The sequence below is a fragment of the Planctomyces sp. SH-PL14 genome (genome assembly GCF_001610835.1).
Classification (GTDB): domain Bacteria; phylum Planctomycetota; class Planctomycetia; order Planctomycetales; family Planctomycetaceae; genus Planctomyces_A.
Genome location: NZ_CP011270.1, coordinates 4,040,148 through 4,066,192, shown reverse-complemented (window position 1 = coordinate 4,066,192; position 26,045 = coordinate 4,040,148). Strand labels below are relative to the sequence as shown.

Below are 26,045 nucleotides of genomic sequence, written 5' to 3'. Positions count from 1 at the left end.
AGATCGTGTCCAAGCGCGAACACCGTGTCGTATGGCCCGTCACCAACCCGCTGGGCTTACAGAGCGAGCGGTGAGTCCTCAGAAAGCCGGTCCCACAAAGGGGACGTCCGTTGCTTACCACGGTTCCTCATGGAAGTGCCTCCGGCGGCAAGGGGGCGAGGCCCCCTTGACCCCGGCGGCCGTCGCACGTTGGGTTTGAGCAATCGACGCTGTGCCGGCAAGGACGCTTCAGCGCCAGAGCAGATGCATCGGGCCCGACAGGTTGCCGCCAATCGGAGCCTGCGGCCACTGAAAAACGAGATACGAATCCGGCAGCCGCGGAACAAAATGCGTCCACAACAGCGTCCCCCACGGCGCATCGCCACAGCCGATCTTGAGAGCCAACACCCCCCCCTGCTCCCGCATCGCCGCCAGCGCCGCATTCACCAGCGGAACACAATCCCGACTCGTCACCGCCTCCAGGCACACGATGTCGAAAACACCCACCGGCTCCTCCGTCCGCCCCAGGAACGGCAACACATGGAAGTTCACAAACCCCCGCACCGTCCCCTCGGTTTCGGTGACCAAGGTCTGAGCCACCGGACTCCCCAAGAGCTGATGCTGCAGCAGCTCCTCGTCCCAAGCCACCGCCACGCTCATCCGCGAGGTCATCTTCCGCATCAGCTCCACACACCGCGGGATATCCTCTTCCCGAGCCGGCCGAATCACCCCTTTGGCAGTGGTAACTCGCGGATGCGGCGTGAACGGCCCCCCCACGCGTGTGAGAATTGACTCCCACCCCAAAACGTTCCACCGCGCCGCGCGGGGCGTATCGAGAACCCGCGCCCAGAAACCCCGCTTCCCGATGAATGTCTTTCCGCCATCGACCTTGTCGGTCGGCGGCCGCTCCGCGAGCGAATGCTTCGAACCGAAGAAGCGATAACTGACGACCAGCCGCCCCCCGTCCTCCGCCACGCGGCGAACCCGCTCCTCCGCCATCCGGCCGACGATCTTCTGCCCGCGATACTCCGGATCGACCGCCAGCCAGCTCCCATGCGCCCCGGCGACCCGCCCCTCGGGAGTCTGAAACGCACACGGAGCCGCCAAGAGCGTCCCGACCAGCCGCGTCCCGTCATAAGCGGCGACCTGGTACTTGCGAAACCGCTCCTCGTCGAGCCGCAGCTGCCAGCGGAGATACTCCGCCGACCAGAGCGGAAAGGCCATCTTCCCGGCATAGTCCCGCCGCCACGTGGCGGTCACGAAGTTCGACAGGTCTTCGGCGGAGCCCTCGTAAGGCCGGACTTCGATCATGCAGGTCCCCAGTTCCGTCCCACTCCGGTCTTCGGAGCGGACTGGTCATTTGAGGTCCGCAGTGTAGAGGGCGCCCGGGACAACCGCAGTCGTCGTTATTCCGGTTTCTGGTCGCTCTTGAGGTTCCCCACGATCGCCACGCGGAACCCGCAGCCCGGATACCGGACATCGGGAACGTTGTAACTCCGCGAGCCGGACCGGATCAGGTCGGCCGTGTCCCACCACCACCCGCCGCGGCAGACCCGGCCCACGCCGGGCTTCGTGCAGACCGGATCGATGATGGGAGACTCGGCGTAGAACGACTGCTGATGCCAGTCGAGAGCCCACTCGTGGGCGTTCCCCAGCATGTCGTGGAGGCCAAAGGCATTCGGCTTCTTCTCTCCCACTGCGTGCGGGGCGTCGTGATACCCCAGACCAAACCAGGCGTACTGCGGCAGTTCGCTGCGGTCGTCCCCGTGCGGCCAGCGCTCCAGGCTCCCGGCCCGGCAGGCAAACTCCCACTGGGCGTCGGTCGGCAGCGTGTACTCCAGCCCCTCCTTCTCGCTGAGCCACAGGCAGAACTTCCGGGCCTCGTGCCACGTCACGTGGATCGCGGGCTGACGGTCACGTTCGTCCGAAGCCGGCTTCACCCAGTTGGGCTGATCCGCCTCCGCCTGCGGAATGTTCGCCGGCTCGAACTGGGTCTCTTCGACGAACTTCCGGAACTGCCCGACCGTCACCTCCGTCGTCCCGACGTAGTAGGGACGCGTGAGCCGGACCTTGTGCTGCGGTCCGCTGGAGTTCGTCATGAACACCAGCAGCCCCCGATCGAGACCCGCCTGGTGCGGCCGCTTGAGGACGTCGTTCACCTCGTCGATCGACAGCCCCATCGGGAACTCGCCAGGAGGAATCAGCCGCAGCGTCATCCCGACCGAGTTCGTCCGCTCGACCGGAACCCCCGCGGCCTTCGCCGTCTCTTCCTGCCACGCGGCGGCGCGGCGGGCGTCGAAGGGGAGGATCGCCAGCGACGGATCGGGAAGCTCAGTTGCCCGGACGCGGAACCGGTCGAAGCGGACTTTCAGTGGCGACCGGGTCGAGTTTCGCACGAACAGGCCGATCTGGAGCTTCGGCCCGAGCTCCGCATTCGTCACCGCTCCCCACTCGGTCCAATCCAAGCCATCCAGGCTCCAGTACAGTCGCACGTAGGGGCCCATCCGGTGAACCTTGAGATGGGTCGGCCCGTCGGGATCGGTCGGGAGCCAACCGTCGCGCCCCTCCTGCTTCCCGCCGGAGCGGAACCACTCGGCTTGGAGCATGGGGGCGCCGTCGCGATCTTCGCCCCGACCGCTCCGCTCGAATCGCAGGAACGTCGTCGCGTCCTGCCAAAGCAGGATGCCTGCGCCCCGGTCGCTCTTCTTCCCTCCCGATTCCAGATCGGTTCCGGGGGCCGGACGATCGAACGGCGGAATCGCGACCGAGAGCTCGAAGTCCCCTTCAACATCCTGAACGAGCCGAGGCGCATCGACGTTCTGGTCCGAAAAAGCGGAGAGTTGGAACGGCCGGGTCCCGGGGACCTCCATGACCGAGTAGTCGTAGGCCCGTTCCAGCGATGCCAGATCGGTCGGGTTGACGAACCGCCCCCAGTTGAGGGAGTCGATCGGAATCGGCTTGTCGTCGGTCGTGAGCTCCCACTTGGTGATGTCCCAGTCCGAGCCGCTGATCGCCAGACACGGGACCACGTCACGATCCGGCGAGAGGGCCCGCGGGTGGTTGAGCTCCACGCCATCGATCCGCGCGGCAACCGCCCCTCGGTCCACCGTCAGTTCCAGCAGGACATGCCGTCCCAGAGAAATCGGATCGATCGCCTTATGGGCAAGAGACGTCATGCCCGCCTGGTCATCCGTCTGCCACAGCTGGGCTTCGGTCTGGCCGTCCGCCTGCCTGGCCTGCAGAGCGGCGCTCACCCGCAGCGGCGTCCCATCGCCATGGGACATTCCGAGACGGATCGCGCAGCTGGGGGCATTGCGCCGGCAGACCGCCTCCATCCGCAAAGTCCCATTGCGGAAGCCATAGCGGCTGAGTTCGATGTCGACGCCCTTCGCGTCAAGGGGCGCCGAAACCCTCAGCAGCCCCTTCTGATAAATTACTCCCGCAGGGGCCGCGTCGAAGTCTCCGCGAGTCGAGTAAGAAAGGAGGTTCGCCCAGCCATCACCGCTGACCGCGGGAGCCGCTTCGAGCGCTCGAACCAGCTTGGCTTCGACATCGGCGGCCGTGGGGAATGGTCCCCGCGGACTTTCGCTGAGCCGAATCCAGCGCATCCCCTCCGCGCCGGCGATGAGGAGCGACCCGACCGCCAGAGAGGCCAGCGTGCGGCGCGTCCTGGGTGACCTCACGATCCACGCGACGAGCAGGGCCACCACGGCTCCGATCACCATCGTGGCCAGGAGGGAATTCGACGCGTCGTGCGGCGCCTGTCGAACGGCGCGGGCCTTGAAGTACCGGAACGCCAGATCCGCCGCGAGGACCACGCCGGCCCACGGCAGCACCATCCAGAGTCCCGCCGCCCGCCGAGTCCAGGACGCGGCACGAGTTCCGCTCTTCCCCCGGGGCAGTCTCACGGCGGCCGGCCGCGGCGAGGTCTTCGGATGCTGCAGATGCGCCAGATGCTGACCGAAGAGCGCGGCGACCTCGCGGGCGCTGGCGAAGCGGTCCTCCGGCTTCTTGGCGAGCAGCTTGTCGATGATCTCGCACAGCCACTCGGGGATCTCAGGGTTGATCTCGCGGATCGGCCGCGGCGTTTCTTCGACGACCCGCTTCAGGACCGCCATCGTGGTCGTGGCCCGGAACGGCGGGCGGCCGGTGCACATCGCGTAGAGCGTGCTCCCCAGGCTGAACAGGTCCGCCCGGCCGTCGATCTGGTCGGCCTGCGCCTGCTCGGGAGACATGTACATCGGCGTCCCGCAGACGATCCCGGACTGCGTGAGGCTCGCATCGTCCCCCGCCCGGGCGAGGCCGAAGTCCGTAATCTTGACCCGCTCGACCCCGTTCTCCAGCAGGATGTTGGCCGGCTTGATATCGCGATGGATCAGCCCCAGCGCATGTGCAGCCGAGAGCCCCGAGGCGATCTGGTAACCGATCCGCAGGATCTCGATCACCGGCAGGACGCCGACCCGGTCGAGCTTCTGCTGCAGGGTCTGGCCGAGGATGCACTCCATCACGAGGTGCGGGATCGGCTCCTCGCCGACGGCGTGGATGTCGACGACATGCTCGTGCCGGACGGAGGCGGCCGCCTTCGCCTCGCGGATGAACCGCCGCCGCGCGGGTCCGCTCGCCGCCAGTTCCGGCGAAAGGACCTTCAGGGCGACGACCCGGTCGAGTCCGGTATCGACCGCCTTGAAGACCGTCCCGAAGGCTCCGCGTCCCAGGACCGCCAGGATGTCGTAGTGAGCCACCCGCCCCAGCGCGTCCGGCCGCGGCGAAGGCCCCAGAAATTTCAGGTCGTCCGGATCGACGGCGACTCCCGTGTCGTGGCCATGACCGGCGGACGAGGAGCCGCCCGTCTCGGCCTGTGTCCGAACGAAAGCGGGATGCGGCGCGGCGGCCGGATGCTCAAGGAACTCCCCCGCCCGTTCGTGGGCCATCAGCAGGGCATCGACCTGACGCCGCAGGTCCGCGTTTTCCTGGCACTCCTGGTCGACGTAGGTCCGCCGCGCGACGGGGTCGGCGATCTCGAGGGCGTTGAGGAAGATCGTGCGTTCGGACATGACGGGCTCGCTGGGACGGCCGCCGCGGCGTGGGCGGGTCACTCTTCATGCGTCGTCGGGCTCCGCTCCCCGCCAGAATTTTCGAGATTTTCCCCGCTCCCGGCCGGCTCCTGCAAGGCCCGCAGGAGCCAGGCCCGCGCGTAAGTCCAGGTCCGCTCGACGGTTCGCAGCGGCAGACCGAGCACATCCGCCGCTTCGGAATGGGTCAGCCCGGCAAAGTACCGCAGCCGGACCAGTTCCGCCGCCGGCGGGTCGGTCTCCCCCAGCCGCTCCAGCGCTTCATCGAGCGCCAGCAGGTCGATGTCCGGCTCCTCGATGACGAGAAAGGCTTCCTCCAGCGGCACCTTCGCACCCCCCTCGCCGCGCTTGATCGCCGCCTGCCGGCGGGCGCTCTCGATCAGGATCCGCCGCATCGCCTCCGCGGCCGCGCCGAAGAAGTGCCGCCGGTTCTCCCACACAGGCTTGTCCTCCTCGCCGACGAGCCGCAGGTACGCCTCGTGGACCAGCGCGGTTGCCTGGAGCGTGTGGCCCGCCCGTTCGTTCGCCAACCGGATTTCGGCCAGCTTCCGCAGCTCCCCGTAGACGAGCGGCATCAGCTCCCCGGCCGCCCGGCGGTCCCCCTCCTGCATCCGCGCCAGGATCTGCGTCACCGACATGCTCACTCTCCCGGCGCCGGCCCGTCATTCCGGTCGGTCCTGATCCCCCATCCTCTCGGTCCCGCCGCCAGACGCGACGGTATCGCGCGAGCCCGCTCCCCGCCACGGGAAATTTTTCGCTGCGCATCACACTTGCACAGCTATTGCACAAGCATCGTTGTGCACGTAGATTGCTTGACGCACACGTTGTGCAGATAATCTCCGTGGACATCTGGAGTGGAGGGGGTCATGCCTCGCTGTCGTCGCGGATTCACGCTGATCGAGTTACTCGTCGTCATTGCCATCATTGCGGTCCTGGTCTCGATGCTGCTCCCCGCCGTCCAGCAGGCGCGGGAGGCGGCCCGCCGGAGCAGTTGCCAGAACAACCTCCGGCAGCTCGGCCTGGCGCTGCACAACTACGAAAGCACCTACTCCGTGCTCCCCGGCCTGGGGACGCCGTCGCAGTACAACTTCTCCGTGCAGGCCAAGCTCCTCCCGTATGTCGAGCAGGGGGGACTCTCGGGGCTGATCAACTTCGACCTCCCGCTCCTCACCGGTTCAGGACCGAGCCAGGTCATCAACCCGGTCCAGGCCCGCGCGGCCAACACGGTCGTGCCGCTACTTCTCTGCCCGAGCGACGGTGGTCCCGTCCAGTACTCCGGGGGCTACGCGGGCCTCAACTACATGGTCAGCTCCGGGTCGGGAACAAAGACCTACTACGACGCCCGGTTCCCGACGGACGGGATTGCCTGGTACGGGTCGGGGGTCCGGCTGCGGGACTTCACCGACGGCACCTCGACGACTGTCCTGATGGCCGAAACGATCCGCGGCAGCGGAACCAGCGCGACTGGCCCGATGCCGCAGGACCGGACGCGGTCCATGGCCAGCGCCGGGAGCCTGTGGGCGCCGATCTCGACCGCTCCGGGCGGAGTCGGTTCCGGCATGGCGGTCCAGGACCCCGACCTCGCTCCGATCATTCCGACGATCACCTCGTGGAGCGGCGACCGCGGCCGGGGCTGGATCCGCGGCCTCGAGACCTACTCGATGGTCAACGGCTATCTCCCGCCCAACAGCCTCATTCCGGACGTCACGGCCCACGGCCGCCTCTGGTCCGGTCCGCGAAGCTGGCACTCCGGCGGCGCGCAGATGGTCCTTGGGGACGGCAGCGTCCGGTTCGTCGGCGAGAACATCGACCTCGTGACCTTCCGGGCCCTCTTCACCCTCGCCGGGCGCGAGATCGTCGGCGACTTCTGATCCGTCTGCTCCTCAGCCTCTTCCTCCGCGCCCTCTGCGTCTCTGTGTTTCACTCCTCCTTTCCGTCGTAAGAAGTGGAAACACAGAGGTACGGAGAAGCACAGAGGGGGAGGAGATCCTGTTCCGTATTCCGCGTTTCATTCCTCCAAGGTGCTTCATGCGTCGAACACAGTTCTCCGTGGCGTTGTCGTGTTGGGTGTTGTCTGTCGTCGCCGTCGTCGGGACGACCTGCGCGGCCGATCCCCCGCCGCGGACCGTGACCCGGGTCTTCTTTCAGGACGACGCCGAGCGGATCGTGAAGTGGGCCGACCTCGGCCTGCAGGGCTCGACGTTGAGCCTCACGGCGACCGGATCCGTGGAGGGTTTTCCGAAGCTCGACGCCGATGAGCAGCGGCTCGTCCAGATGGAGGCGGCCCGCGGCTTCCTGCTGGTCGGCGTCCGCGACGAGGACGACGGGGCGTTCGGCAGCGGGTGGATCCTGATCGACACCGGTGTCGAAGAGGAGGAGCACGGCGATCATTCGCACTGGACCTATGTCCGCCCGCCACGGGTCCGCGCGCTGACGATCGACAAGCAGCAGGGAAACCCGGCCCACCTCTACTGCTACGACAACGTCTTCTATCTCGCGAACGATCGGAAGAACGGCTACACGCGGCTCGATCCCGCGGCGATCACGGCCGAGGACGAGGATGGGGCGATCAGTCGCCGGGCGGTCTTCCATCCCGGCGGGGGAGGGCACATCACGCTCGCCGCGTCGAAGCGGTGGGGCTACTCGACCTGGATCGGCCGTCCGAATGACAAGGAGGGGGGCGGGCAGGGTGGCCGCGTCGACATCACGCCGCTCGCGGCTGCGGGAAGCGGTAGTTCGCCGCAGATCGGGCTGTCGATCACGCTGCCGCACGGCGGGCTGCACGGCGCGACGTTCTGCCAGGGCAAAGTGTTCTTCGCTCCCTCCGATGGTGTGTGCTGGATCGCGGAACCGGCGGCGCTACCGAAGACCGCCGACGAGATCGCGACGCATCATCTGTCGCTTGGTCAGCACAACGACAAGCCGCGGCGGACCGGTGCTTTTCAGACGGCGGGGAAGCATGTGATGTTTGTCACCGGTTCGGGGACCGATGCGGCGTTCGGGCTGCTCGATGCGTCAGCGGTGGAGCCGGAGGTCACGCGGGTGGAGCTCGGCATGGCGGAGGAGAACCGGCCGGCGGGTCTTCAGATCGTCCAGCCGCGGCGGGGGTCGCCGCTGGCGCTCGTGTTTCATGACCACCCGGCCGAGGTGACCGCGCCGAACGTGATGACGCTGCTGGAGCTCGATCCGAATGAAGATGGCCAGTGGACCGATGTCCGGATTGTGGGGACGTTGGACGTTGGCCGGAGCAAGGTCGATGGTCACAACGGGCACCATACGGTCGACTTTGATGCCGATCGCCGGCGGGGTGTCTTGTCGAATCCGGGGGATGGAACGCTGTCGGTCTTTGGTGTGGCGGACCGCAAGATTCTGCAGACGTTCGAGGTTGGCGGCAGTCCGTCGAAGGTGGTCACGGTGGGCGGCCGAGCCAGCCTCCACTGATAAACCGCGTCCTTGCCGGCACAGGACCGATTGCTCAAACCCAATGTGCGACGGCCGCTGGGGTCAAGGGGGCCTCGCCCCCTTGCCGCCGGAGGCGCTTCCATGAGGAACCGTGGCAGGCAACGGACGTCCCCTCTGTACTCCCCGCGGGTTGGTGAGGGGGCATCCGACACCGCGTCCGCGTTTGGATACGCACTCCTTCAGACATCTCTCGACGGCCAGGCCTCCGGCGGGCAAAGGGGCGTTGCCCCTCTGCACTCCCCACCAGGGGTGACCCCCTGGACCCCGGTCTAGGTGGCTGGAACCATGCGGTGGCCCCTCTCTATCGTAGATCCGGTTGGTCCGTCCCTCCGGAAGTTCTTCAATGACCGCTGAGTTCCACTGGTCCGAATTCACCCCCGAATGGACCCTCGACCCCGGAACCACCTACCTCAACCACGGCTCCTTCGGACCACCCGCCGACACCGTCCGCCGCGAACGCGAACGCTGGAGCGAAACGCTCTGCCGCAACCCGATGGACTTCTACCTCCGGCGAATGGAAGACGAACTCGACACCGCCTCCAACCACCTCGGCAAGTTCATCGGCTGCCGCGGCGAAGACCTCGTCTTCGTCCCCAACGCCACCACGGCCATGAACATCGTCGCCGAGAACTTCCCGCTCGAAACCGGCGACGAAGTCCTCCTCAACGACCACGAATACGGCGCCGTCATCCGCATCTGGGGCCGCGCCTGCTCCCGCGCCGGAGCCCGCACCGTCCTCGCCTCGACCCCGCCGGAAGTCATCACCCCCCAGGAGATCGTCGACGCGATCTTCAACCGCGTCACTCCGAAAACGAAACTCATCGTCGTCAGCCACATCACCTCGGCCAGCGCCCTGATCTTCCCCGTCGAAGCGATCTGCCGCGAAGCCCGCGCGCGAAAGATCCCCGTCTGCATCGACGGCCCCCACGCCATCGCCATGCGGGACGTCCGGATCGCCGACCTGAAGTGCGACTTCTACTGCGGCTCACTCCACAAATGGCTCGCCGCCCCGTTCGGCGCGGGGTTTCTCTATGTGACCGGCGCGCGGAAGAGCGGCCTCCGCCCCAACCTCCTGAGCTGGGGCCGCAGCCTCGGCGGTCGGCCCATGATCTGGAAGGACGAGTTCCAGTGGGTCGGAACCGCCGACTCCGCCCCCTACCTCTCGGTCCCCTCCGCCATCGCCTTCCTGGAACGGATCGGCCTCGACCGCTTCCGGGACCAGACCCACGCCCTCGCCCGCTTCGCGCGGCAGCGGATCATCGAGGACCTGGACGGCGTCCCGATCTCCCCCGACTCCCCGGAGTGGTACGGATCGATGGTCACCGTCCGCCTGCCGTGGGTCGCCTCCCGGGCCGCCTTCCCCAACGCGTTCCACCCGCTGCAGAAGTTCCTGTGGGACGAGCACCGGATCGAGGTCCCGATCGTCAACTGGCGGGACGAGATCCATCTCCGCGTCAGCTGCCACCTCTACAACTCACCGGAACAGATCGACCGCCTGGTCGAATCCGTCCAGCGCTGGCGCGGCGCTCAGAACTAGGCTCTGTTCGAAAGCGGTCCGTCCACACCAGCCCGAAGCGCCAGCGAGGGAATTCACGCATCGTCCCTCGCTGGCGCTTCGGGCGGGTGTGCGTCTCCCAACAGAGCCTGATCCTTCGGTGCGGCAACGGATTTCATAGCCTGCTCAGGATCGGCCGCTTCCTCGCGCGCAAGAAATTCGATGCGTCCACCGCGCGTCACTGTTACACTGCCGGTCGCTAGACAATGGCTGTTGTGTGCTCCGACAGCGATTGCGCGGCCGTGTCATCGGCGGCCTCTCATGTCGTATTGCCGGAGCGGCCGGGCGCGGGGTTGAGCTCCCGCCCAACCTGTCCGGAGGCTGTGAATGACGACTCCGACCCCCGCCGAGCACCTGTGCGAACAGGCCAAGGCGTCCCGCGATCAGGGACGGCTCAACGAGGCGATCGCCTTCTTCGAACAGGCGATCGCGACCGATGAACGCTGCCTCCCCGCCTGGGAAGGACGGGCTTACACCGCCTTCCAGGCCAAGGACTACCCGCGGGCGATCGAATGCTTCCGCAAGGTGAGCATGCTCGATGTCCGCCGCGCCCCGCCGATGACCAACCTTGGCGCGGTCTACAACCGCATCGGCGACTACCAGAACGCCACCAAGGCCCTCCGGCAGGCGATCTCCCGCGACCGCAAGAGCGCCGAGGCGTACTACAACCTCGGGATCGCTCATAAAGGACTGCACCAGCTCAGCCTAGCGGTCTCGGCCTACAAGGAGGCGGTCAAATTCAACCCGGCGATGCACGACGCCCACCAGAACCTGGCCAACGTCTACTTCGAAATGGGGAACGTCGCGCTGGCGAAGCAGCACTACGACAAGGCCCTCGAGATCCGCCCCGACTTCGAGCCCGCCCGCCGCGGCCTGCGGCGGATCGAAGAGGCGGCCGTCGTCCAGAAGGAGAAGTACAGCCCCTTCGGCCGGCTGGTCGACACCAAGGAGCTGGAGAAGCGGGACTACTCGGTCGGGAACTACCGCAAGCTCACGCTCCAGGAGAAGAACCAGGACCGGGAAGACAACCACCGGATGTCGCGGGACGCGATCACCGCCGCGGAGGCGATCCGCGAGAACCTCCACGAGAACATCCTCCCGCGGATCCAGACGCTCGTGGGACTCGTCGGAGACAACCAGGACCGCCAGTCGCTCGCCCGGAACGCGGACGTCTTTGTGCAGGTCAAGCATCAGCTCGACGAGCAGCTCGACGCCCTGCTGCGGGTCACCGATGAGCTGCGGCGGCACGAGGAGTTCATCCGCAAGGGATGACACCCGAGCGCGTCGAGCAACGACGGAAGCCTTCCCCTCGAAGACGCGTCTACGCAGTCGGCTGTCCGTACCGGAACCACGGCCTCGCTTTCCGGTCGTCGATTCGCCGCATGAACTCGGCGTGAGAGATCGTCTCCTCGTCTTCGTACAACAGGGCGGGATTGCACAGGCGCGTCGCCACGAGCGAGGCCAATCCAAACGACGTCGAGTCCGTTTGGGAGGCCAGCTCGGTCAGATGCCGATGGGCGTCGAGGTCGCCGAAGACGGCAGCGCATGCCGCTAAAGCGGCGCGCTGGCTGTCGCGCTCCAGCCGAAACTCCTCCTTGATCAATTCAGCGCCCGCGTCACAGTGCTGAAACGTCAACTCCGTTGCGGCACACACGCGAGAGCGTCGAGTGGGCGCCGATTCGCAAATCTTCGCCAGTGCGGCGATCGCGTTCGGGCTTCCCAGCAGCCCCAATGCGCCCACGGCCTCCCTCGTCGCGTCCTCCGTCGAATCGCCGAGCGCGATCCTCAAGCAGTCTCCCGCAATCTCTTCATCGCCGCATTGGGCCCGAACGGTCAAATGGGAGCGGTGTGCGATGCATTCCGGATAGGAGCGGAAGAACCGGCGGACCGCCACGGCATACTCTTCGTCCCGAATCAGAATCGTCCGCGGACCTCGTTCCCGTGTTCCAACATGGACCTCAAGTGGAATCACGTCCCATAGCAGCCGCTTCAGATCCGTAAGGCAAAAGCCGGAATAGCGGCCCGGGGTCGGAATCAGTTTGCACAAGAGCGCGATGACGGAATGCACGTCCGCTCATTCCTTCCGGACACCTCGATTGCAGACCGGTCCGCTTCGACGGCCCTGCTACACCACGTGCACGACAATGCACGAGATATTGTCCCGCGAGCCCCCCGCCTGCGCGGCCGCCACGATCGCTTCCGCTGCCGCCTGCGGTTCATTCACGGTCTTGAGCAGCTCGGTCAGGACCGCCGACTTGGCTCCGTCGGTGACGCCGTCGGAGCAGAGCATGAACCGGTCCCCCTTCTGCGGAGTGACCTGCCGGGGCTCCGTTCCGGTCCCCCCTTCCTTCGTCCCCAGGTAGCGGTAGAGGACGTTCTTGTAGCGGTGGGTCGTCGCCTCTTCGTGCGTGATCGTTCCCGCGTCGAGGAGCGCCTGCGTCAGCGAATGGTCCTTCGTCAGCTGCTCCAGGTTCCCGTCTCTTAAGAGGTAGGCTCGGCTGTCTCCGACGTTTCCTATGAAGACCGTCCCGTTACAGACCGCCAGGAAGACGATCGTCGTCCCCATGTTGTGGTAACGGCGGTCGAGCCCGCTGAGGGCCATGATCTCGTCGTTGGCGTAGGAGACCGCCCGGTCGATCGCTTCGGCCGCGCTCCGGACGTTGGCCGCCGGCCCGCCGATCGCCTGCTCGAACTTCTCGGAGATCAGGTCGATCGCCAGCTCGCTCGCCTTCTCTCCCGCGCTCTGGCCTCCCATCCCGTCGGCGACCAGAAAGAAGCGTCCCGCGGAATCGACGTGGAAGTTGTCCTCGTTGTTCTCGCGGAAGTTCCCCGTGATGCTGACGTGGCCCCATCGGAATGTCAGTCTGTCCGCCATGGACACGTCCGCCTCAAAATCAACTCATCCAGGACTTCGCCACCCGCTCTCCCCGAGCGTGTTATCACACCGGCTCCGCCCGGGAAAGTCCATCGCTTCGAATGTCCGTCGCTCCCGACATCGCCAGGTCCCCCTTCCTGTCCTTACAGGCGGAAGGAGAGGACGTACAGAACCGCCAGGATCACCGCCATCACCGCCAGGATCTTGAACGTCAGGGCGATCGATCGGCGGATGATGACCGCTTCCGATTCGTATCGGCTCGCCGTCCAGACCAGGCTGATTGCCGCGCTCAGCGGAAACAGGTACCACGTGAACGACATGAAACTTTCCTTCGCTGGAGACCGAACCGAAACACGCGCCGGGCCGAGGGTTTTGCGATTGCTGCCGGTGGCCCGTCAGGTCGAAGGGACCTTCTGCGGCCGGCCGCCGTCGCGAGTCGCCGACGCCGCGGTCGAGGGGGCCGGGGCCGCCGGTGTGGCTCCGTTCGCCGCTTGAGCGGCCAGCGCCTTCTCCGCTTCGTCGCCGTATCCATAGGCCGGGCCGTCGATGGCGTCCCACGTGGCCAGCACGTTGAGCAGCCCGGCGATCCAGGTCAGGACCATTGCCAACTCGTGAAATTTCCCGAGCTTGCGGTGGAGTTCTTCGTCGTCCGCCTCGGTCGCGGGGGCTCCGAACCCGTCCAGGATCGATCGTGGGATGTGGCCGATGAGTTCACCCTGGGTCTCGCGCCCTTCGGTGTTCAGGACCGAAGCCCGGACCGACCGCTCGAGCCCCGGCTGGATCCGCCGTCCCAGGACCACCTGTTCCAGCGGCCACTCGATCGGTTTGGCCTCTCCCCCCTTGGGGCGGAAGGTCCCTTTCAGGCTGCCGCCGATCGACTTCCCGAAGACATCCGTTTCCGGTTTCAGCGAGATGGTTCCCTCGATGGTCCCTTCGATGCGTTCTCCCAGCTCGGGGCGCAGTTCCGCCGCTCCCTGGAACGGCTGGTTCATCGGCGAGGAGATCGAGGTGACGTCGCGGTTGGCGGGCCCGGCTGCGCGCTGGTTCTGGTAGATGGCGTACAGGCTGGGGAGGCCGACGCCGGACTGGGCCGCGAACTTGAGGGTCAGCGGGATGCGGCGGGAGACTTCGGACATCCGGGGGGCCTGGACGGCGCGCCAGCCGGACATGACGTTCCCGGTGAGGTAGGTACCCCAGATGCAGACGGCGTAGATCACCGACTTGAACATCCGTCCCTGGTAGAGGTGTCCGGCTCCCGGGACGAGGAAGGCGAGGATGCCGGCGAGGACCGGATTCTTCAGGTTGATACGAGGATCCGGCATCGGGTCCCTCCGGGGATTCCTGACGGTCTTCCGGCCCGTCTCCACGGGCGGAGAGCGAACGGCGCGAAAGGCACGTTTTGGGAGGAAGTTGCGCCGATCGGGCGCTCTCTCCTGAGCCTGCCAATTCTAAGCCTGCCCGTCCACCTGTGCCTAGGCAGGGTGCGTGGGCGGGATGGTGGTGCGCTGCTACGCCCCACAACCGGGTCCAGGGGCACCCTGGTGGGGGATGCAAGGGGGTCAGACCCCCTTGCCCGCCGGAGGCCTGTCTCGTCGGGAACTGTCGTACGCCTTGTGTGTCCAAGCGCGGACGACGTGCCGTATGCCCCCCTCACCAACCCGCGGGGATTGCAGGGCGAGCGGTGAACCCTTAACGCCGGTACCACAAAGGGGACATCCGTTGTGTCCCACGGTTCCGCGACGAAAATGCCTCCGGCGGCAAGGGGGCACTGTGTTGTTTTTTGGCCCCTTGACCCCAGGCTGCCGTCGCACGTTGGGTTAGCGAGCATAGCCGCGCCGGCAAGGACAATGTTCAAGCCCCTTCGCCTCTCTCCACTGGCTACTCTCCCCCTCCCGACCCGACTATCCTTCCAGGTCACGAACCACCCTGGGAAAAACCGTGTCGAGCGATGGAATCGCCCGACCGCCCTTCCCGCCAGCCGCAACGTGCCATGTCGACGGAACTCCCGAAGCAGTATGACCCTCAGTCCGCGCAGACCCGCTGGTTCGCGTTCTGGGAAAAGAACGGCTACTTCAACGCCGACCCCGGCACCGGCAAGCCCTCCCACACGATCATGATCCCCCTCCCGAACGTCACGGGAGCGCTCCACATGGGGCACGCCCTGAACGGGACGGTCCAGGATCTCATTACGCGATGGCGGCGGATGCAGGGCTATGAGGCCCTCTGGATGCCCGGCACCGACCACGCCGGCATCGCCACGCAGTCGATCGTCGAAAAGCGGATGCTCGAGGAAGAGGGCAAAACCCGCCACGACATCGGCCGCGAGGCCCTCGTCGACCGGATCTGGAAGTGGAAAGACGTCTATGAAGCCCGAATCCTCAGCCAGCAGAAACAGCTCGGCGCGAGCTGCGACTGGCGGCGGGTCCGCTTCACCCTCGACGAAGTCTGCTCCCGCGCCGTCCGCCGCACGTTCTTCAAGATGTTCCAGGACGGCCTGATCTACCGCGGCAAGCGGCTCGTCAACTGGGACGCCTTCCTCCAGACCGCCGTCGCCGACGACGAGGTCTACGACGAGGAGATCGACGGCCACTTCTGGACGTTCAACTACCCGGTCGTCGACGCCGACGGGAAGCCGACTGGCGAGGCGATCTCGTTCTCGACCACCCGGCCCGAGACGATGCTCGGCGATACGGCGGTCTGCGTTCACCCGACCGACGAGCGGTACACCGCCCTCGTCGGCAAGCAGGTCCAGATCCCGGTCAACGGCCGGCTGATCCCGGTCATCGCCGACGGCCTGCTGGCGGACAAGGAGCTCGGGACGGGGTGCGTCAAAGTCACCCCGGCCCACGACCCGAACGACTACGCCTGCTTCATGCGGAATCCCGAGATCGGGATCATCAACATCCTGAACCCCAACGGGACCGTCAACGAGAACGGCGGCCAGTGGCAGGGGCTCGACCGGTACGACGCCCGCAAGGCGGTCGTCGCCGAGATGGAGCGGCTCGGCCACTTCGAGAAGGTCGAAGACCGCAAGATCCCGATGAAGCACAGCGACCGCTCGAAGACCCCGATCGAGCCGTACCTGAGCGAACAGTGGTTCGTCAAAATGGGAGACCACGACGACGGCCAGCCGGGTCTCGCCCAAATGGCGATGGAGGTCGTCGAGAAGGGCCGTGTCAAGTTCTTCCCGTCGCGGTACGCCAAGACGTATCTCGACTGGCTCGGCGAGAAGCGGGACTGGTGCATCAGCCGGCAGCTCTGGTGGGGACACCGGATTCCGATCTGGACCATTGCCTATGATTTCGGGGAGGGCACCGGCTTCACTGATAGGAACGATGCGGAGAACGCAGTCCTCAGTCATCTGCCGACGCTTTCCGCCAAGCACATCGAGATCTCAATGCCGGAGGGTTCCGGTTGGCTGGGCTTGCCTGCTGAGTTCGACAGTCGCGTCCGAGCCTATCTTGTTCGCGAGTCCAGTTTTTCCAAGCTCATTGTTTGCGTCGCGGACGGCGAATTGGACTACGAGAAGGAGTTGGAGGAGAGCCAGTTTATTCAGGACCCGGACGTTCTCGATACCTGGTTCTCGTCCGCCCTCTGGCCGCACGCCACGCTCGGCTGGCCGGACCTGCAGCACGACCCGCCGCTCGATCCCAAGGAAGTCGCGAAGCAGACCATCGAGGGACTCACCGCCGCGAACCCGGCCGCCACGGGGCAGCCGAAGGTCGCCGCCAACTTCGATCCCACGAAGAAGCCGTTCGCCAGCTTCGTCGATCTCATCCATCAGCCGATCGACCTCACCGCCGCCGCGCTCGTTCCGGCCGCCCTCGCTCATGAGCTCCAGGTCGTCCCGCTCGGGCATGAGGAAGGCCGGCTCGTCATCGCTGCCGCCACCGGTGTCTCGGCCGCGGACGACGTCATCACCGCGCGGCTGCAGCAGGACTACGTCCCGACCGAAGCCTCGGCCGAAGGGATCGCCTTCGCCCTCTCGCGCCTCTATCCCGATTACGCCGCTCCGTCTCTACCTTCCGCCTTCAGCCTTCAGGCTTCAGCCCAGAACGAAGTTCTGAAAACCTTCTACCCCGGCAGCGTCCTCGTCACCTCCCGCGACATCATCACGCTGTGGGTCGCCAGGATGGTCCTGACGGGCCTCTACAACATGGGGGACATCCCCTTCAAGCACGTCTGCGTCCACCCCAAGATCCTCGACGGCTTCGGGCAGGGGATGTCGAAGTCCAAGGGGAACGGGGTCGACCCGCTCGAATTGATCGACCGCTACGGCTGCGACGGGACCCGGTTCACGATCGCCTCGTTCGCCGGCGAGACGCAGGACGTCCGCCTGCCGGTCTCCTACGAGTGCCCCCACTGCCAGGCCGCGATCCCGCAGCTTCAGGAACACCTCAAGTTCAAGCCGGGCAAGCCGAAGGTCAAATGCCCCAAGTGCAAGAAGGAAGCCCAGTACGCCCAGCCGTGGTACACGCCGGACGAAGGGGTCCCGGTCGCCCGGATCACGATCGAGCGGTTCGAGTACGGCCGGAACTTCTGCAACAAGCTCTGGAACGCCGCCCGCTTCGCGATCATGAACCTGGAGGGCTACACCCCGGCCCTGGTCGCGCCGGAGCAGTTCCAGCTCGAAGACCGCTGGATCCTGAGCCGCCTCGCGTCGGTCGCCAAGGAGATGGACGAGTACCTCTCCCGCTACCAGCTCGACGCCGCGACCCGCGCCATCCGCGAGTTCACGTGGAACGAGTTCTGCGACTGGTACCTGGAGATGATCAAGCCCCGGCTGCGGAAGGCCGAGGGGGAAACGCAGAACGAGACTCGCGCCGTCGCGCAGCGGGTCCTGCTGACGGTCCTCGATTCGCTCGTCCGGCTGCTCCAGCCCTTCACGCCGTTCCTCTGTGAAGAGCTCTGGCACCGGCTGAACGAGATCGCCCCGACCCGCAGCCTCCCGACCGCCGACGGAGCCGGCCTCGCGCCGCGGGCCGGCGAAGAGGCCGCGATCGTCGCCCAGTGGCCCCCCTTCCCGGCCACCTGGCGGGATGAGGCGCTCGAGCGCCGCTTCTCCCGGCTGCAGGAGACGATCATCGCCGTCCGGAACGTCCGGGCGGTCTACAACATCCCGCCGTCGACGCAGCTCCAGCTCATGATCCGCGCGTCGAACGACGTCGCCGGCGACATGCAGAACGTCGCCAGCCAGTTCGACAACCTGGCGAAGTCGGTTCTCGCCGCCGCCGGAGCGGATGTCGTCCGGCCCCCCGCCTCGGCCAGTTTCTCCCTCGGCGACGCCGACGGCTTCGTCCCGCTGGAAGGGATCATCGACCGCAAGTCGGAGCTGGAGCGGCAGCAGAAAGAGGCCGAAAAACTCCGCAAGCTGATCGCCGGCAGCGAAGCGAAGCTGAACAACGAGAGCTTCGTCAGCAAGGCCCCGGCCCACATCGTCGATGGCATCAAGGAGACCCTCGCCGGCCTCCAGAAGCAGCTCGCCAGCGCCGAGGAGATCATCCGCGACCTCTCGTAGTCCTCAGCCGAGAACCCGCGCCGTGTCGGAGCCGACCAGTTCGCTTCAGTTCGAAGCCCGTGATGTCTATTTCGAGGACATCCGGTTCCAGGGACATCTCTGGAAGCTCTGGATCGACGGCGAACTCGTTTCGGAAGACGCCGAACCGTTCGACGCGGCCTCTAACCGCCTCACACTGTCTCAGTGCGACTACTGCCGTCACTGCGGCGCGCGGGATATCGCCGTGCGACGTCTCGATGAGATCATTCTCTGGATCGACGCGGCGGATCCCATATGGCCCAATGGCCGGTTCGCAGCGCACGATTTCCGCGCCTTTACCGCGGCAGACTATGAATCGGCTCTGGCCGGAGAAAGCCGCGAGTTGCCGAAGCTCTCCTCGGCGGAGCTCCTTCGCCTCGTCGCCGCGCAGACCTTTCCCTCCTGGACCAGTGCCTTCTACCGCATTCCCGACTCTCACGCCGATCCGCACGGCCAGGTGCTGCTCCAGGCGATCAATCGAGCCGAGCGGGACAACTTCGCCGGCCTCACGGCCCACGCGAGTGCCGAGTCGATCGCCACGATCCGGATCGGCCTCGAGGAGCCTTCCGACGCTGAGACGGTCCTCGAACTGGGACGGGTGGCGACCGGGCGCACGGTGATCCGCATCCGCCAGAACCCGGCCCTCCCCTTCTGGATCTCCAGCGACGGACTCTCCGGGGAACTCGATCGCTACCTGGCGGCTCACCGCAGCGGGCCAACGGCCGACTGACGGGTGAGCTCCCCTCCCCGGCGGCTCACTCGCGCGTCTGCACGCGGAGTTCGGACCGTTTCACTTTCCGGAGCTGGTCCGGATACCGCGGATCGAAGAACTGCACATGGTCGATTCCGACCGCTTCGGCCACCCGGACCTCCATCCACTCGAATCCGAAGCGGTGCAGGATCGGGCCGTCTTTCTGCAGGTCGGTCAGCAACGTGACCGGCTCACCGGGGGGCGGGGCCCGGTGGATTCCGAACGGCGGCTCCGCGATCGGCAGCCGCAGCCGGCTGGCGGGGACCGTCTCGTCGAAGCGGCGGTCGAAGCTCATCCAGCGGACCTGGATGCTCTCGGGAGCGACCTTGCGGACAACCTCCACCGGCAGCCACAGCCCGTCGTTGTCGCACAGGAACCGCATCCCCGGCTCGGTCGCCGCTCCGCGATCGGGCTTCCGGACGTGAACCAGGTCCCGCTCGTCCTTCTCTTTGAGACCAAAGGGGCCGTCGAGGTCCTTCTCTCCGTTGATCCGGACCTGATCGAGCTTCAGCCGTTCGTCAAAGGCAGTCGCCTGATCGACCCAGTGGATCACGAGCGTGCCAGGATCGGCGACCGCGAGCACCCGCGCGCAGGCCCAGTGGTAACCGTTCTTCCCCAGCAGCTTCTGTCCCGGCTTCAGCATCCGGGTCTCCGTCACCGCCTGTCCGGGAGGGGGCGGCTCGGGATGCGCGTCCTGGAAGGCCTTCCGAGCCGCCTCGTGCTGCTTGGCGAGCTCCCTCTGCGCCTCCTCGAGCGTCATCGTCCTGCCCATCGGAACAGGCCGCGGAGGAGGGCGATCCGGCGGGGGCGTGGTTCCGGCCACGCTTCCGAGACCCGGGGGAGGCCCGTCCTGGTCGATGGTGGTGGTGGGGCGTTCCTCGGGAGCGGGAGTCGGGGCGGGGAGCTCCGCCGGAGAGAGTTCGGCCAGCTCGCGCCGTCGCTCCGCCGCCGCGACCATCGCCAGCGGTCGCCCGACCGTCACCTCGAAGGCGGCGATCGGAACCGCGGGAACAAGGAGGACACTGCCCCAGACCCAGAGCGGGATGAAGAACACGCTGTTTGAAGGGATCGGTTCCCCCGTCTCCGGGTCGACGCCGGCCCGTCCGTAGGCGATCCACAGCGCCGCGATCGCCAGCAGCGGGATGCTGAAACTGTAAGTCGCCAGCAGCAGCAGGAAGCCGACCAAGGCTCCCGCGAGGGCAAACGCCAGACCCCATCTGCGATAAATGACAATCATCGCCACGCCTCGCCATCCCGAGCCAAGGAAGGGCACTGCCGCACGACCACTGTTCCCGAACCGCGGCCGGTTTGCAAATCCGAACGTTCGCGATGGACTTCCCGCCGGCCGCGGTGCCGCTCCGCACCTGATTGGCCGAGCGAGCCCCGTCGCGTCACTTTCGCGACTCCGCGTCCACGAGAGAGGGGATCAGCCGGGGAACGACCGGTTTCCCTTTGCGGCGGAAGTCGAGGCCCCGCAGGACGAGGAACGGGGTCTTGCCGGTCCGGAGCGTGAGGCGCCACCGGCGGCTTTCGGTCGGTTCGAAGGAGACCGCCTCCTCGATCGAGCCGACCCGCTGGTCCGCGAGCGCCGCGGCGGAGCCCGACCCATCGAGACGCTCCAGCTTCATCGCCGAGACCTCATGGTCGATCCCGCTGTGCTGGGAGTGGATCACCAGCTCGTCGGCGGAAACGGCGAACGGGAACTCGATCTCCAGCACCGCCTTTCCGCCGGGGAGCGGCCGGGAGTGCCACATGTTGCCGGGGTCGTAGGTGATGCCGGGGCCGGCGCTCGGCTTGATCTCTCCCTGAATGACGTTCACCGCCCGGCTCCCCAGCTCTTCGCCGGCGTCGGTCGTGACGACCGGATAGAAGTCGGGATGCCCCGGCAGCGTCATCGGGCCGAGCGGTACGATCCGCGGCGAGATCGCGCCGCCGACGGGGATGTCGCGGAGGGGGCGGAAGGTCGTCTTGGCGAAGACGCGGTCGTTCAGCGCCAGGGCGCGACGGTCCTCCGCGATGAGGGTTCCCGGCGTCGGGCTCGGTTGCAGCCCCTGGCTGTGATGCGCCGGGTTGTAGGACATGATCGAGTCGGTCCCCTGGATCGGGTAGCCATAGACGTCGACATGCGGCAGTCCGAAGCTGTGCCCGAGCTCATGCTGCAGCGTGCTCTGGAAGTGCTCGTTGCGCTTCAGTTCGAAGGAGGCGATGTAGAGCATCCCGCCCCCCAGGTTCGCTCCCCCGTTGATTGGCCGGCCTCCCCCTTCGGGAAAGCTGTCCTCCGCGTTCATGACCAGGATGCAGAAGACATACGGGTTCGAGAACCGCGTCAGCTCCAGCTCGTCGAGCAGCTCCGCGACCATATCGGGGGCTCCCCGTTCCCGGGCGCGACGGTAGTGGTCGAGATCGTGCCGGCCGCGAACGACCTTGAGGCGCCGCTCGGGCGCGAAGTCGAACGTGTCACCGTGAAGCATTTCCCGATATCGCGCACGGGCGATCTGGAGATGTTCCCCGAAGAGCTTGGTCTCGGCCGGATCGGGGGGCGACTGGTCCTTCGGCACGAACGCCACCGGCAGGACCTGCACGCGGTCCGGGATCGCGTCGTATCCGCTTCGCGCGGCCGGGGTTCCCCAGACGAGCAGGGCCCACAGGATCGCTGCGGTGTTCCAGCCCTGCCGTTCCAACACGTCTTCCGCCACGACAGCCTCCGAGCGCAGGAAGAGTCCTCGCGTGAGTGTAGCGGTGGAAGCCTCGGCGGCGATCTCTTTTCCCTTGGCGGCGCCGAACCGCGGCTTCATCTGTAAAGGAAGTCACCCGGCGCCGGTTGGCTCTTCGGACCCGGACCAGTCGATCCGCTCGAACATCTCCTTCAGCTTGCGGCCCCGTCCGGGAGAGACATGGGCGATCCAGGCGACCCGTCCCTGGAGGTGCTCGCGAAAACTCGGGTGTTGGTCACGGTTCGCGACGACCGGGCCGTTCCGCCCGCAATCGTGCAGGATGGCCCGGAGCGTGTCGTACTCGGACCGCGGGACGTTGAGCGTCTCGTTGAGGATCAGTCCCCCCACCTGCTGCCGTTGGCCGCGGCGCAGGACGCGGGTCTTGCGGCGGCGGATCTGAAAGCCCTCGTCGATCAGGATCGCCAGGACCGTGTTGCGGAAGCCCGGGAGGCGTCTTCGCAGCTTCGGTCCGCAGGAGAAGACGAGATCATCGGCGTATCGCGTGTAGCGGACGTCGTAGCGGGCCGAAAGGGCGGAGAGCCGGCAGTCGAGCCGGAAGGCGCACAGGTTCGAGAGGGCCGGCGAGGTCGGAGCCCCTTGCGGAAGATGCCGCGCCAGGAGCTGCTGCTTCTCCCGCTCCGACAGGGGAGCCGGTTCCAGCAGTCCGGGGGCGACGCGGCTGGTGCAGAGTCCGGTCAGGACTCCGGCGACTCCTTCCGGGTATCCGATCCGCCGGAAGAACCGCCGCACGCGTCCCGAGCCGATCGACCAGAAGAAGCTCGTCAGGTCGAGGTGCCAGACCGTCTCCTGCCCGGTGTGCGGGGTCAGGGCCGTGACCATCGACCGGCCGGGGCGGTAAGCATGGGCCGCCTCGTGCGGAGGGACGTGACGCAGGATCTCCTCATGAATCTTTCGCTGAATCGCCTTGAGTCGCCGCTTGGGAGCCTCGATCAGCCGGACGCCGCCGGCCGGCTTGGGGATCCACTGGCAGTGATAGTGGGCCAGCCGGGACTGGCCGGCGGCGGGAAGCCACCCCTTCGGATCGGTCAGCCAGTCGAGTTCATTGAGGCCCAGACCGAGCCAGTCCAGGCAGTCCCCCACCGTCTCCAGCCGGACGATGGGGCCCATGCCGGCGACCGGGCTGCGGCGCATCCGGGGACGCGGGATCGCCGAAAGATCGAGGACGACCCCCTTTCCCTCGTCGAGGGCTTCCATCAGGGAAGGGATGCCGCTCAGCCTCGCGGCCAGTTCACCGGCCGTCATCTGACCGGCCCGCATCTCCGGCCAGGCCAGGACGTTCGCGACCAGGGTCCGGAACCATCGCTCCGGCTTCCAGCCCAGAAGCTGCCGCGCCGCCCGGACGGCCACCGAGACGTCATCCGCCAGCGGCAGAAGTGTGCGGGCCAGGGCGTCGAGGACGACTCGCTCGCGGAACTCGGGTTCGTCCAACGTCGTGGCCCTCATCGCACATCGCATCCGGGCGGACATCCGGTTCCGTCGCGGCGAAGCGCCTCACTCGTCCCTCCCCGGCACGGGGAGGACAGGCATCTCGCGAGAAACAAACGGGAGAGGCGATGCTTCGCCAGTCTTGTCCGGCGTGAGCTACGGTCCGCAGCCGCGGACAATCGCTCACGCGACGTTCTGCCAGCACCACCTTCGCTCCTGGGGTGCCCAGGAGCGGCCTTCCGATCGAATCGACCGAACGGCGAGAACCGAAGCATCGCTCTCCCGTGGCCAACGTACGGATCGGGTTGAGGCGTGGCAACGATCGGCCGTGTCTGATGCGGAACGCGGCAAAACGCCCCCGCGACACGCGAACGTCATTGAACCGATTCACGCTCCGAGGACAGGAGATGTGAAAAGACTGCTGCCAGCCCAGATTTCCCACGTTGCCCGGTCGGCTTCCGGCGACCGATGCGGTAATCTCGCATCCCCCCGCGTGATGCCATCCGGCATCAGCGGGCAACCTAGAATTCCTCCGGAGATCTCACGTTGACCCAACTCTCGGAAACGTGATATCCCCACCGAGCCTGCCGGGCGTCTCTGCGCCAGGGGTGCGGCCTGTGCGGTGGACTCCGGGACGATTGGACTGAACCATGTGCGGTATCGTTGGTTACGTCGGACGTAAAGACGTCAAACGCTATCTGGTCGAAGGCCTCTATCGACTGGAATACCGCGGCTATGACAGCGCCGGAATCGCCGTTCGGGAGAAGAACGGGATCAGCATCCGGAAAAAGGTCGGGAAGGTCGACCAGCTCGCCGCGCTCGTGAAGCAGCAGCCTGTCCAGGGAACCACCGGGATCGGCCACACCCGCTGGGCGACCCACGGGGAGCCGTGCGATACGAACTCCCACCCCCACATCGGCGGCGACGGTGAAGTCGTCCTTGTCCACAACGGGGTCATCGAGAACTACACCCTCCTGCGGGCCCAGCTCCAGTCGCTCGGCTACGTCTTCCGGACCGCCACCGACACCGAAGCGGTCGCGCATCTGGTGGCCCATCACCTCAGCGAACAGATCAAGCTGGGGGACGACGCAGCCGACACCAAGACCTGCGTGAAGGCGGTCGAGCTGACGCTCAAGAAGCTCAAGGGGACCTACGGACTGGCGATCCTGTTCCGCGACCATCCGGACATGATCGTCGTCGCCCGCAACGGCTCCCCGCTCGTGCTCGGCGTCGGGAAGGGTGAGAACTTCATCGCCAGCGACGCCAGCCCGCTCGTCGGCTACACGGATGAAGTCGTTTACCTGTCGGACAACGAGCTGGCGGTCGTCACGGCGGACAACATCGAGATCGTCCATCGCGACACGGGTGCGGTGGCCCCTTCGGTTCAGACGCTCAATCAGGTGGCGGCGGACACGGACCTGAACGGTTACGCCCACTACATGCTCAAGGAGATCTACGAGCAGCCGCAGACCCTTGAGAACGCCCTCCGCGGCCGTCTCGACGACGACGAGGCGACCGCCAAGTTCGGCGGTCTCAACCTCTCGGCCCAGGAACTCCGCCGGATCGACCGGATCGTCCTCACCGCCTGCGGGACGAGCTGGCACGCCGGGCTCGTCGGCGAGTACCTGATCGAAGAGTTCGCCCGCGTTCCCGTCGAAGTCGAGTACGCCAGCGAGCTCCGTTACCGGAATCCGCCGCTCTCCGACCGGACGATGGTCTTTGCCATCACGCAGAGCGGTGAGACCGCCGACACGCTCGCCGCGATGCGGGAGTGCAAGCGGAAGGGACTTCCGACGCTGGCGATCTGCAACGTGGTCGGCTCGACGATCGCCCGCGAGGCGGCCGGCGGGGTCTATCTGCACGCCGGTCCCGAGATCGGCGTCGCCTCGACGAAGGCCTTTACCTCGCAGGTCGCGACTCTCTCGCTCCTGGCGCTGTTCTTCGGCCGGATGCGGAACCTTTCGTATCAGGCGGGCCAGCGGATGATCTCCCGGTTGCGGGAGATGCCCGAAAAGGTCGCCGAGACGCTCCGCTGCCACGATGCCGTGAAGGACATCGCCGAGCGGTACGCCCACATGGAGAATTTCCTTTACCTGGGCCGGCTCTACAACTTCCCGGTCGCTCTCGAAGGGGCCCTGAAGCTCAAGGAAATCAGCTACATCCACGCTGAAGGGTATCCCGCGGCGGAGATGAAGCATGGGCCGATTGCCCTGATCGACGAGAACACGCCGAGCGTGTTTGTCGTCCCGCACTCGAACATCTACCCCAAGGTCATCAGCAACATCGAAGAAGTGAAGGCCCGCAGGGGTCCGGTGATTGCGATCGCCTGCGAAGGGGACGACCGGATCGCGGAGCTCGTCGACGACGTGATCTTCGTCCCGCCGGTCGAGGATTATCTTCAGCCGATCGTTACGGCGATTCCGCTGCAGCTGCTGGCGTACCACATTGCTCTGCTGCGGGGCTGCAATGTGGACCGTCCGCGGAACCTCGCCAAGAGTGTGACGGTCGAGTAGTCAGCGTCAGGCAATGAGGTTGCGGGGTGCCGTCTTGATACGGTGCCACGGCGACACGCTCAGAGCACAACCCACGCGCCGTCAGAGCCGGGTCCAGGGCTGGCCCTGGTGGCGTGCAGGGGCCACCCCCTGCCCGCCGGAG

General features: G+C 66.5%; 17 protein-coding genes. 7 read left to right on the top strand and 10 right to left on the bottom strand.

Features of this window, described 5'->3' with window-relative positions:
* Positions 1-228: 228 nt before the first annotated feature.
* From VT03_RS15700 to VT03_RS15690, 3 genes are all read right to left on the bottom strand, one after another.
* Positions 229-1,290 carry a GNAT family N-acetyltransferase gene (locus VT03_RS15700; RefSeq protein ID WP_075093844.1) on the bottom strand — a complete coding sequence of 354 codons (1,062 nt, stop codon included), beginning with the start codon at positions 1,288-1,290 and terminating at the stop codon, positions 229-231.
* Positions 1,291-1,385: 95 nt separating this feature from the next.
* Complete coding sequence (locus VT03_RS15695; RefSeq protein ID WP_075093843.1) at positions 1,386-5,033, bottom strand: protein kinase domain-containing protein; 3,648 nt, start codon at positions 5,031-5,033, stop codon at positions 1,386-1,388.
* A gap of 38 nt (positions 5,034-5,071) precedes the next feature.
* The gene (locus VT03_RS15690; protein ID WP_075093842.1) at positions 5,072-5,689 is read right to left on the bottom strand and encodes a sigma-70 family RNA polymerase sigma factor; all 618 of its coding nucleotides are present in this window, start codon (positions 5,687-5,689) and stop codon (positions 5,072-5,074) included.
* A gap of 228 nt (positions 5,690-5,917) precedes the next feature.
* Between VT03_RS15690 and VT03_RS15685 the strand changes: the two genes are divergently transcribed.
* From VT03_RS15685 to VT03_RS15670, 4 genes are all read left to right on the top strand, one after another.
* Entirely contained in the window at positions 5,918-6,922 is a 1,005-nt protein-coding gene (locus VT03_RS15685) for a DUF1559 domain-containing protein (RefSeq protein ID WP_075093841.1), read from the top strand.
* 199 nt (positions 6,923-7,121) lie between these two features.
* Positions 7,122-8,492 (top strand): hypothetical protein, encoded by a 1,371-nt coding sequence (locus VT03_RS15680; RefSeq protein WP_075093840.1) that lies wholly within the window; start codon positions 7,122-7,124, stop codon positions 8,490-8,492.
* 364 nt (positions 8,493-8,856) lie between these two features.
* A complete protein-coding gene (locus tag VT03_RS15675; RefSeq protein ID WP_075093839.1) occupies positions 8,857-10,050 on the top strand; it encodes an aminotransferase class V-fold PLP-dependent enzyme in 1,194 nt (397 codons plus the stop codon).
* Between the two features lie 345 nt (positions 10,051-10,395).
* A complete protein-coding gene (locus VT03_RS15670) occupies positions 10,396-11,340 on the top strand; it encodes a tetratricopeptide repeat protein (RefSeq protein WP_075093838.1) in 945 nt (314 codons plus the stop codon).
* A gap of 49 nt (positions 11,341-11,389) precedes the next feature.
* On the opposite strand, the gene VT03_RS15665 is transcribed toward VT03_RS15670, so the two are convergent.
* The 4 genes from VT03_RS15665 to VT03_RS15655 all read right to left on the bottom strand — a co-directional run bounded on the left by VT03_RS15665 (position 11,390) and on the right by VT03_RS15655 (position 14,265).
* Positions 11,390-12,136, bottom strand: a complete 747-nt coding sequence (locus VT03_RS15665) for a hypothetical protein (protein WP_075093837.1) — start codon at positions 12,134-12,136, stop codon at positions 11,390-11,392.
* 57 nt (positions 12,137-12,193) lie between these two features.
* Positions 12,194-12,943: a PP2C family protein-serine/threonine phosphatase gene (locus VT03_RS15660; protein ID WP_075093836.1), complete on the bottom strand. Its 750-nt coding sequence runs from the start codon at positions 12,941-12,943 to the stop codon at positions 12,194-12,196.
* Positions 12,944-13,086: 143 nt separating this feature from the next.
* The gene (locus tag VT03_RS33545; protein WP_156514534.1) at positions 13,087-13,263 is read right to left on the bottom strand and encodes a hypothetical protein; all 177 of its coding nucleotides are present in this window, start codon (positions 13,261-13,263) and stop codon (positions 13,087-13,089) included.
* Positions 13,264-13,338: 75 nt separating this feature from the next.
* Complete coding sequence (locus VT03_RS15655; protein WP_075093835.1) at positions 13,339-14,265, bottom strand: DUF6677 family protein; 927 nt, start codon at positions 14,263-14,265, stop codon at positions 13,339-13,341.
* Between the two features lie 668 nt (positions 14,266-14,933).
* Here VT03_RS15655 and VT03_RS34680 point away from each other — a divergent pair.
* Together VT03_RS34680 and VT03_RS15630 are read left to right on the top strand one after the other, a co-directional pair.
* Complete coding sequence (locus VT03_RS34680; RefSeq protein ID WP_231870664.1) at positions 14,934-18,461, top strand: valine--tRNA ligase; 3,528 nt, start codon at positions 14,934-14,936, stop codon at positions 18,459-18,461.
* 22 nt (positions 18,462-18,483) lie between these two features.
* Positions 18,484-19,209 (top strand): hypothetical protein, encoded by a 726-nt coding sequence (locus VT03_RS15630; protein ID WP_075093834.1) that lies wholly within the window; start codon positions 18,484-18,486, stop codon positions 19,207-19,209.
* Between the two features lie 25 nt (positions 19,210-19,234).
* Here VT03_RS15630 and VT03_RS15625 read toward each other — a convergent pair whose 3' ends face one another.
* From VT03_RS15625 to VT03_RS15615, 3 genes are all read right to left on the bottom strand, one after another.
* Complete coding sequence (locus tag VT03_RS15625) at positions 19,235-20,467, bottom strand: hypothetical protein (protein ID WP_075093833.1); 1,233 nt, start codon at positions 20,465-20,467, stop codon at positions 19,235-19,237.
* Between the two features lie 154 nt (positions 20,468-20,621).
* A complete protein-coding gene (locus tag VT03_RS15620) occupies positions 20,622-22,025 on the bottom strand; it encodes a hypothetical protein (protein ID WP_075093832.1) in 1,404 nt (467 codons plus the stop codon).
* A gap of 12 nt (positions 22,026-22,037) precedes the next feature.
* The gene (locus VT03_RS15615) at positions 22,038-23,393 is read right to left on the bottom strand and encodes a reverse transcriptase family protein (protein WP_197489353.1); all 1,356 of its coding nucleotides are present in this window, start codon (positions 23,391-23,393) and stop codon (positions 22,038-22,040) included.
* A 647-nt stretch (positions 23,394-24,040) separates the two neighbouring features.
* Here VT03_RS15615 and glmS point away from each other — a divergent pair.
* Positions 24,041-25,903, top strand: a complete 1,863-nt coding sequence (glmS, locus tag VT03_RS15610; RefSeq protein ID WP_075093831.1) for a glutamine--fructose-6-phosphate transaminase (isomerizing) — start codon at positions 24,041-24,043, stop codon at positions 25,901-25,903.
* The last annotated feature ends 142 nt before the right edge of the window (positions 25,904-26,045 follow it).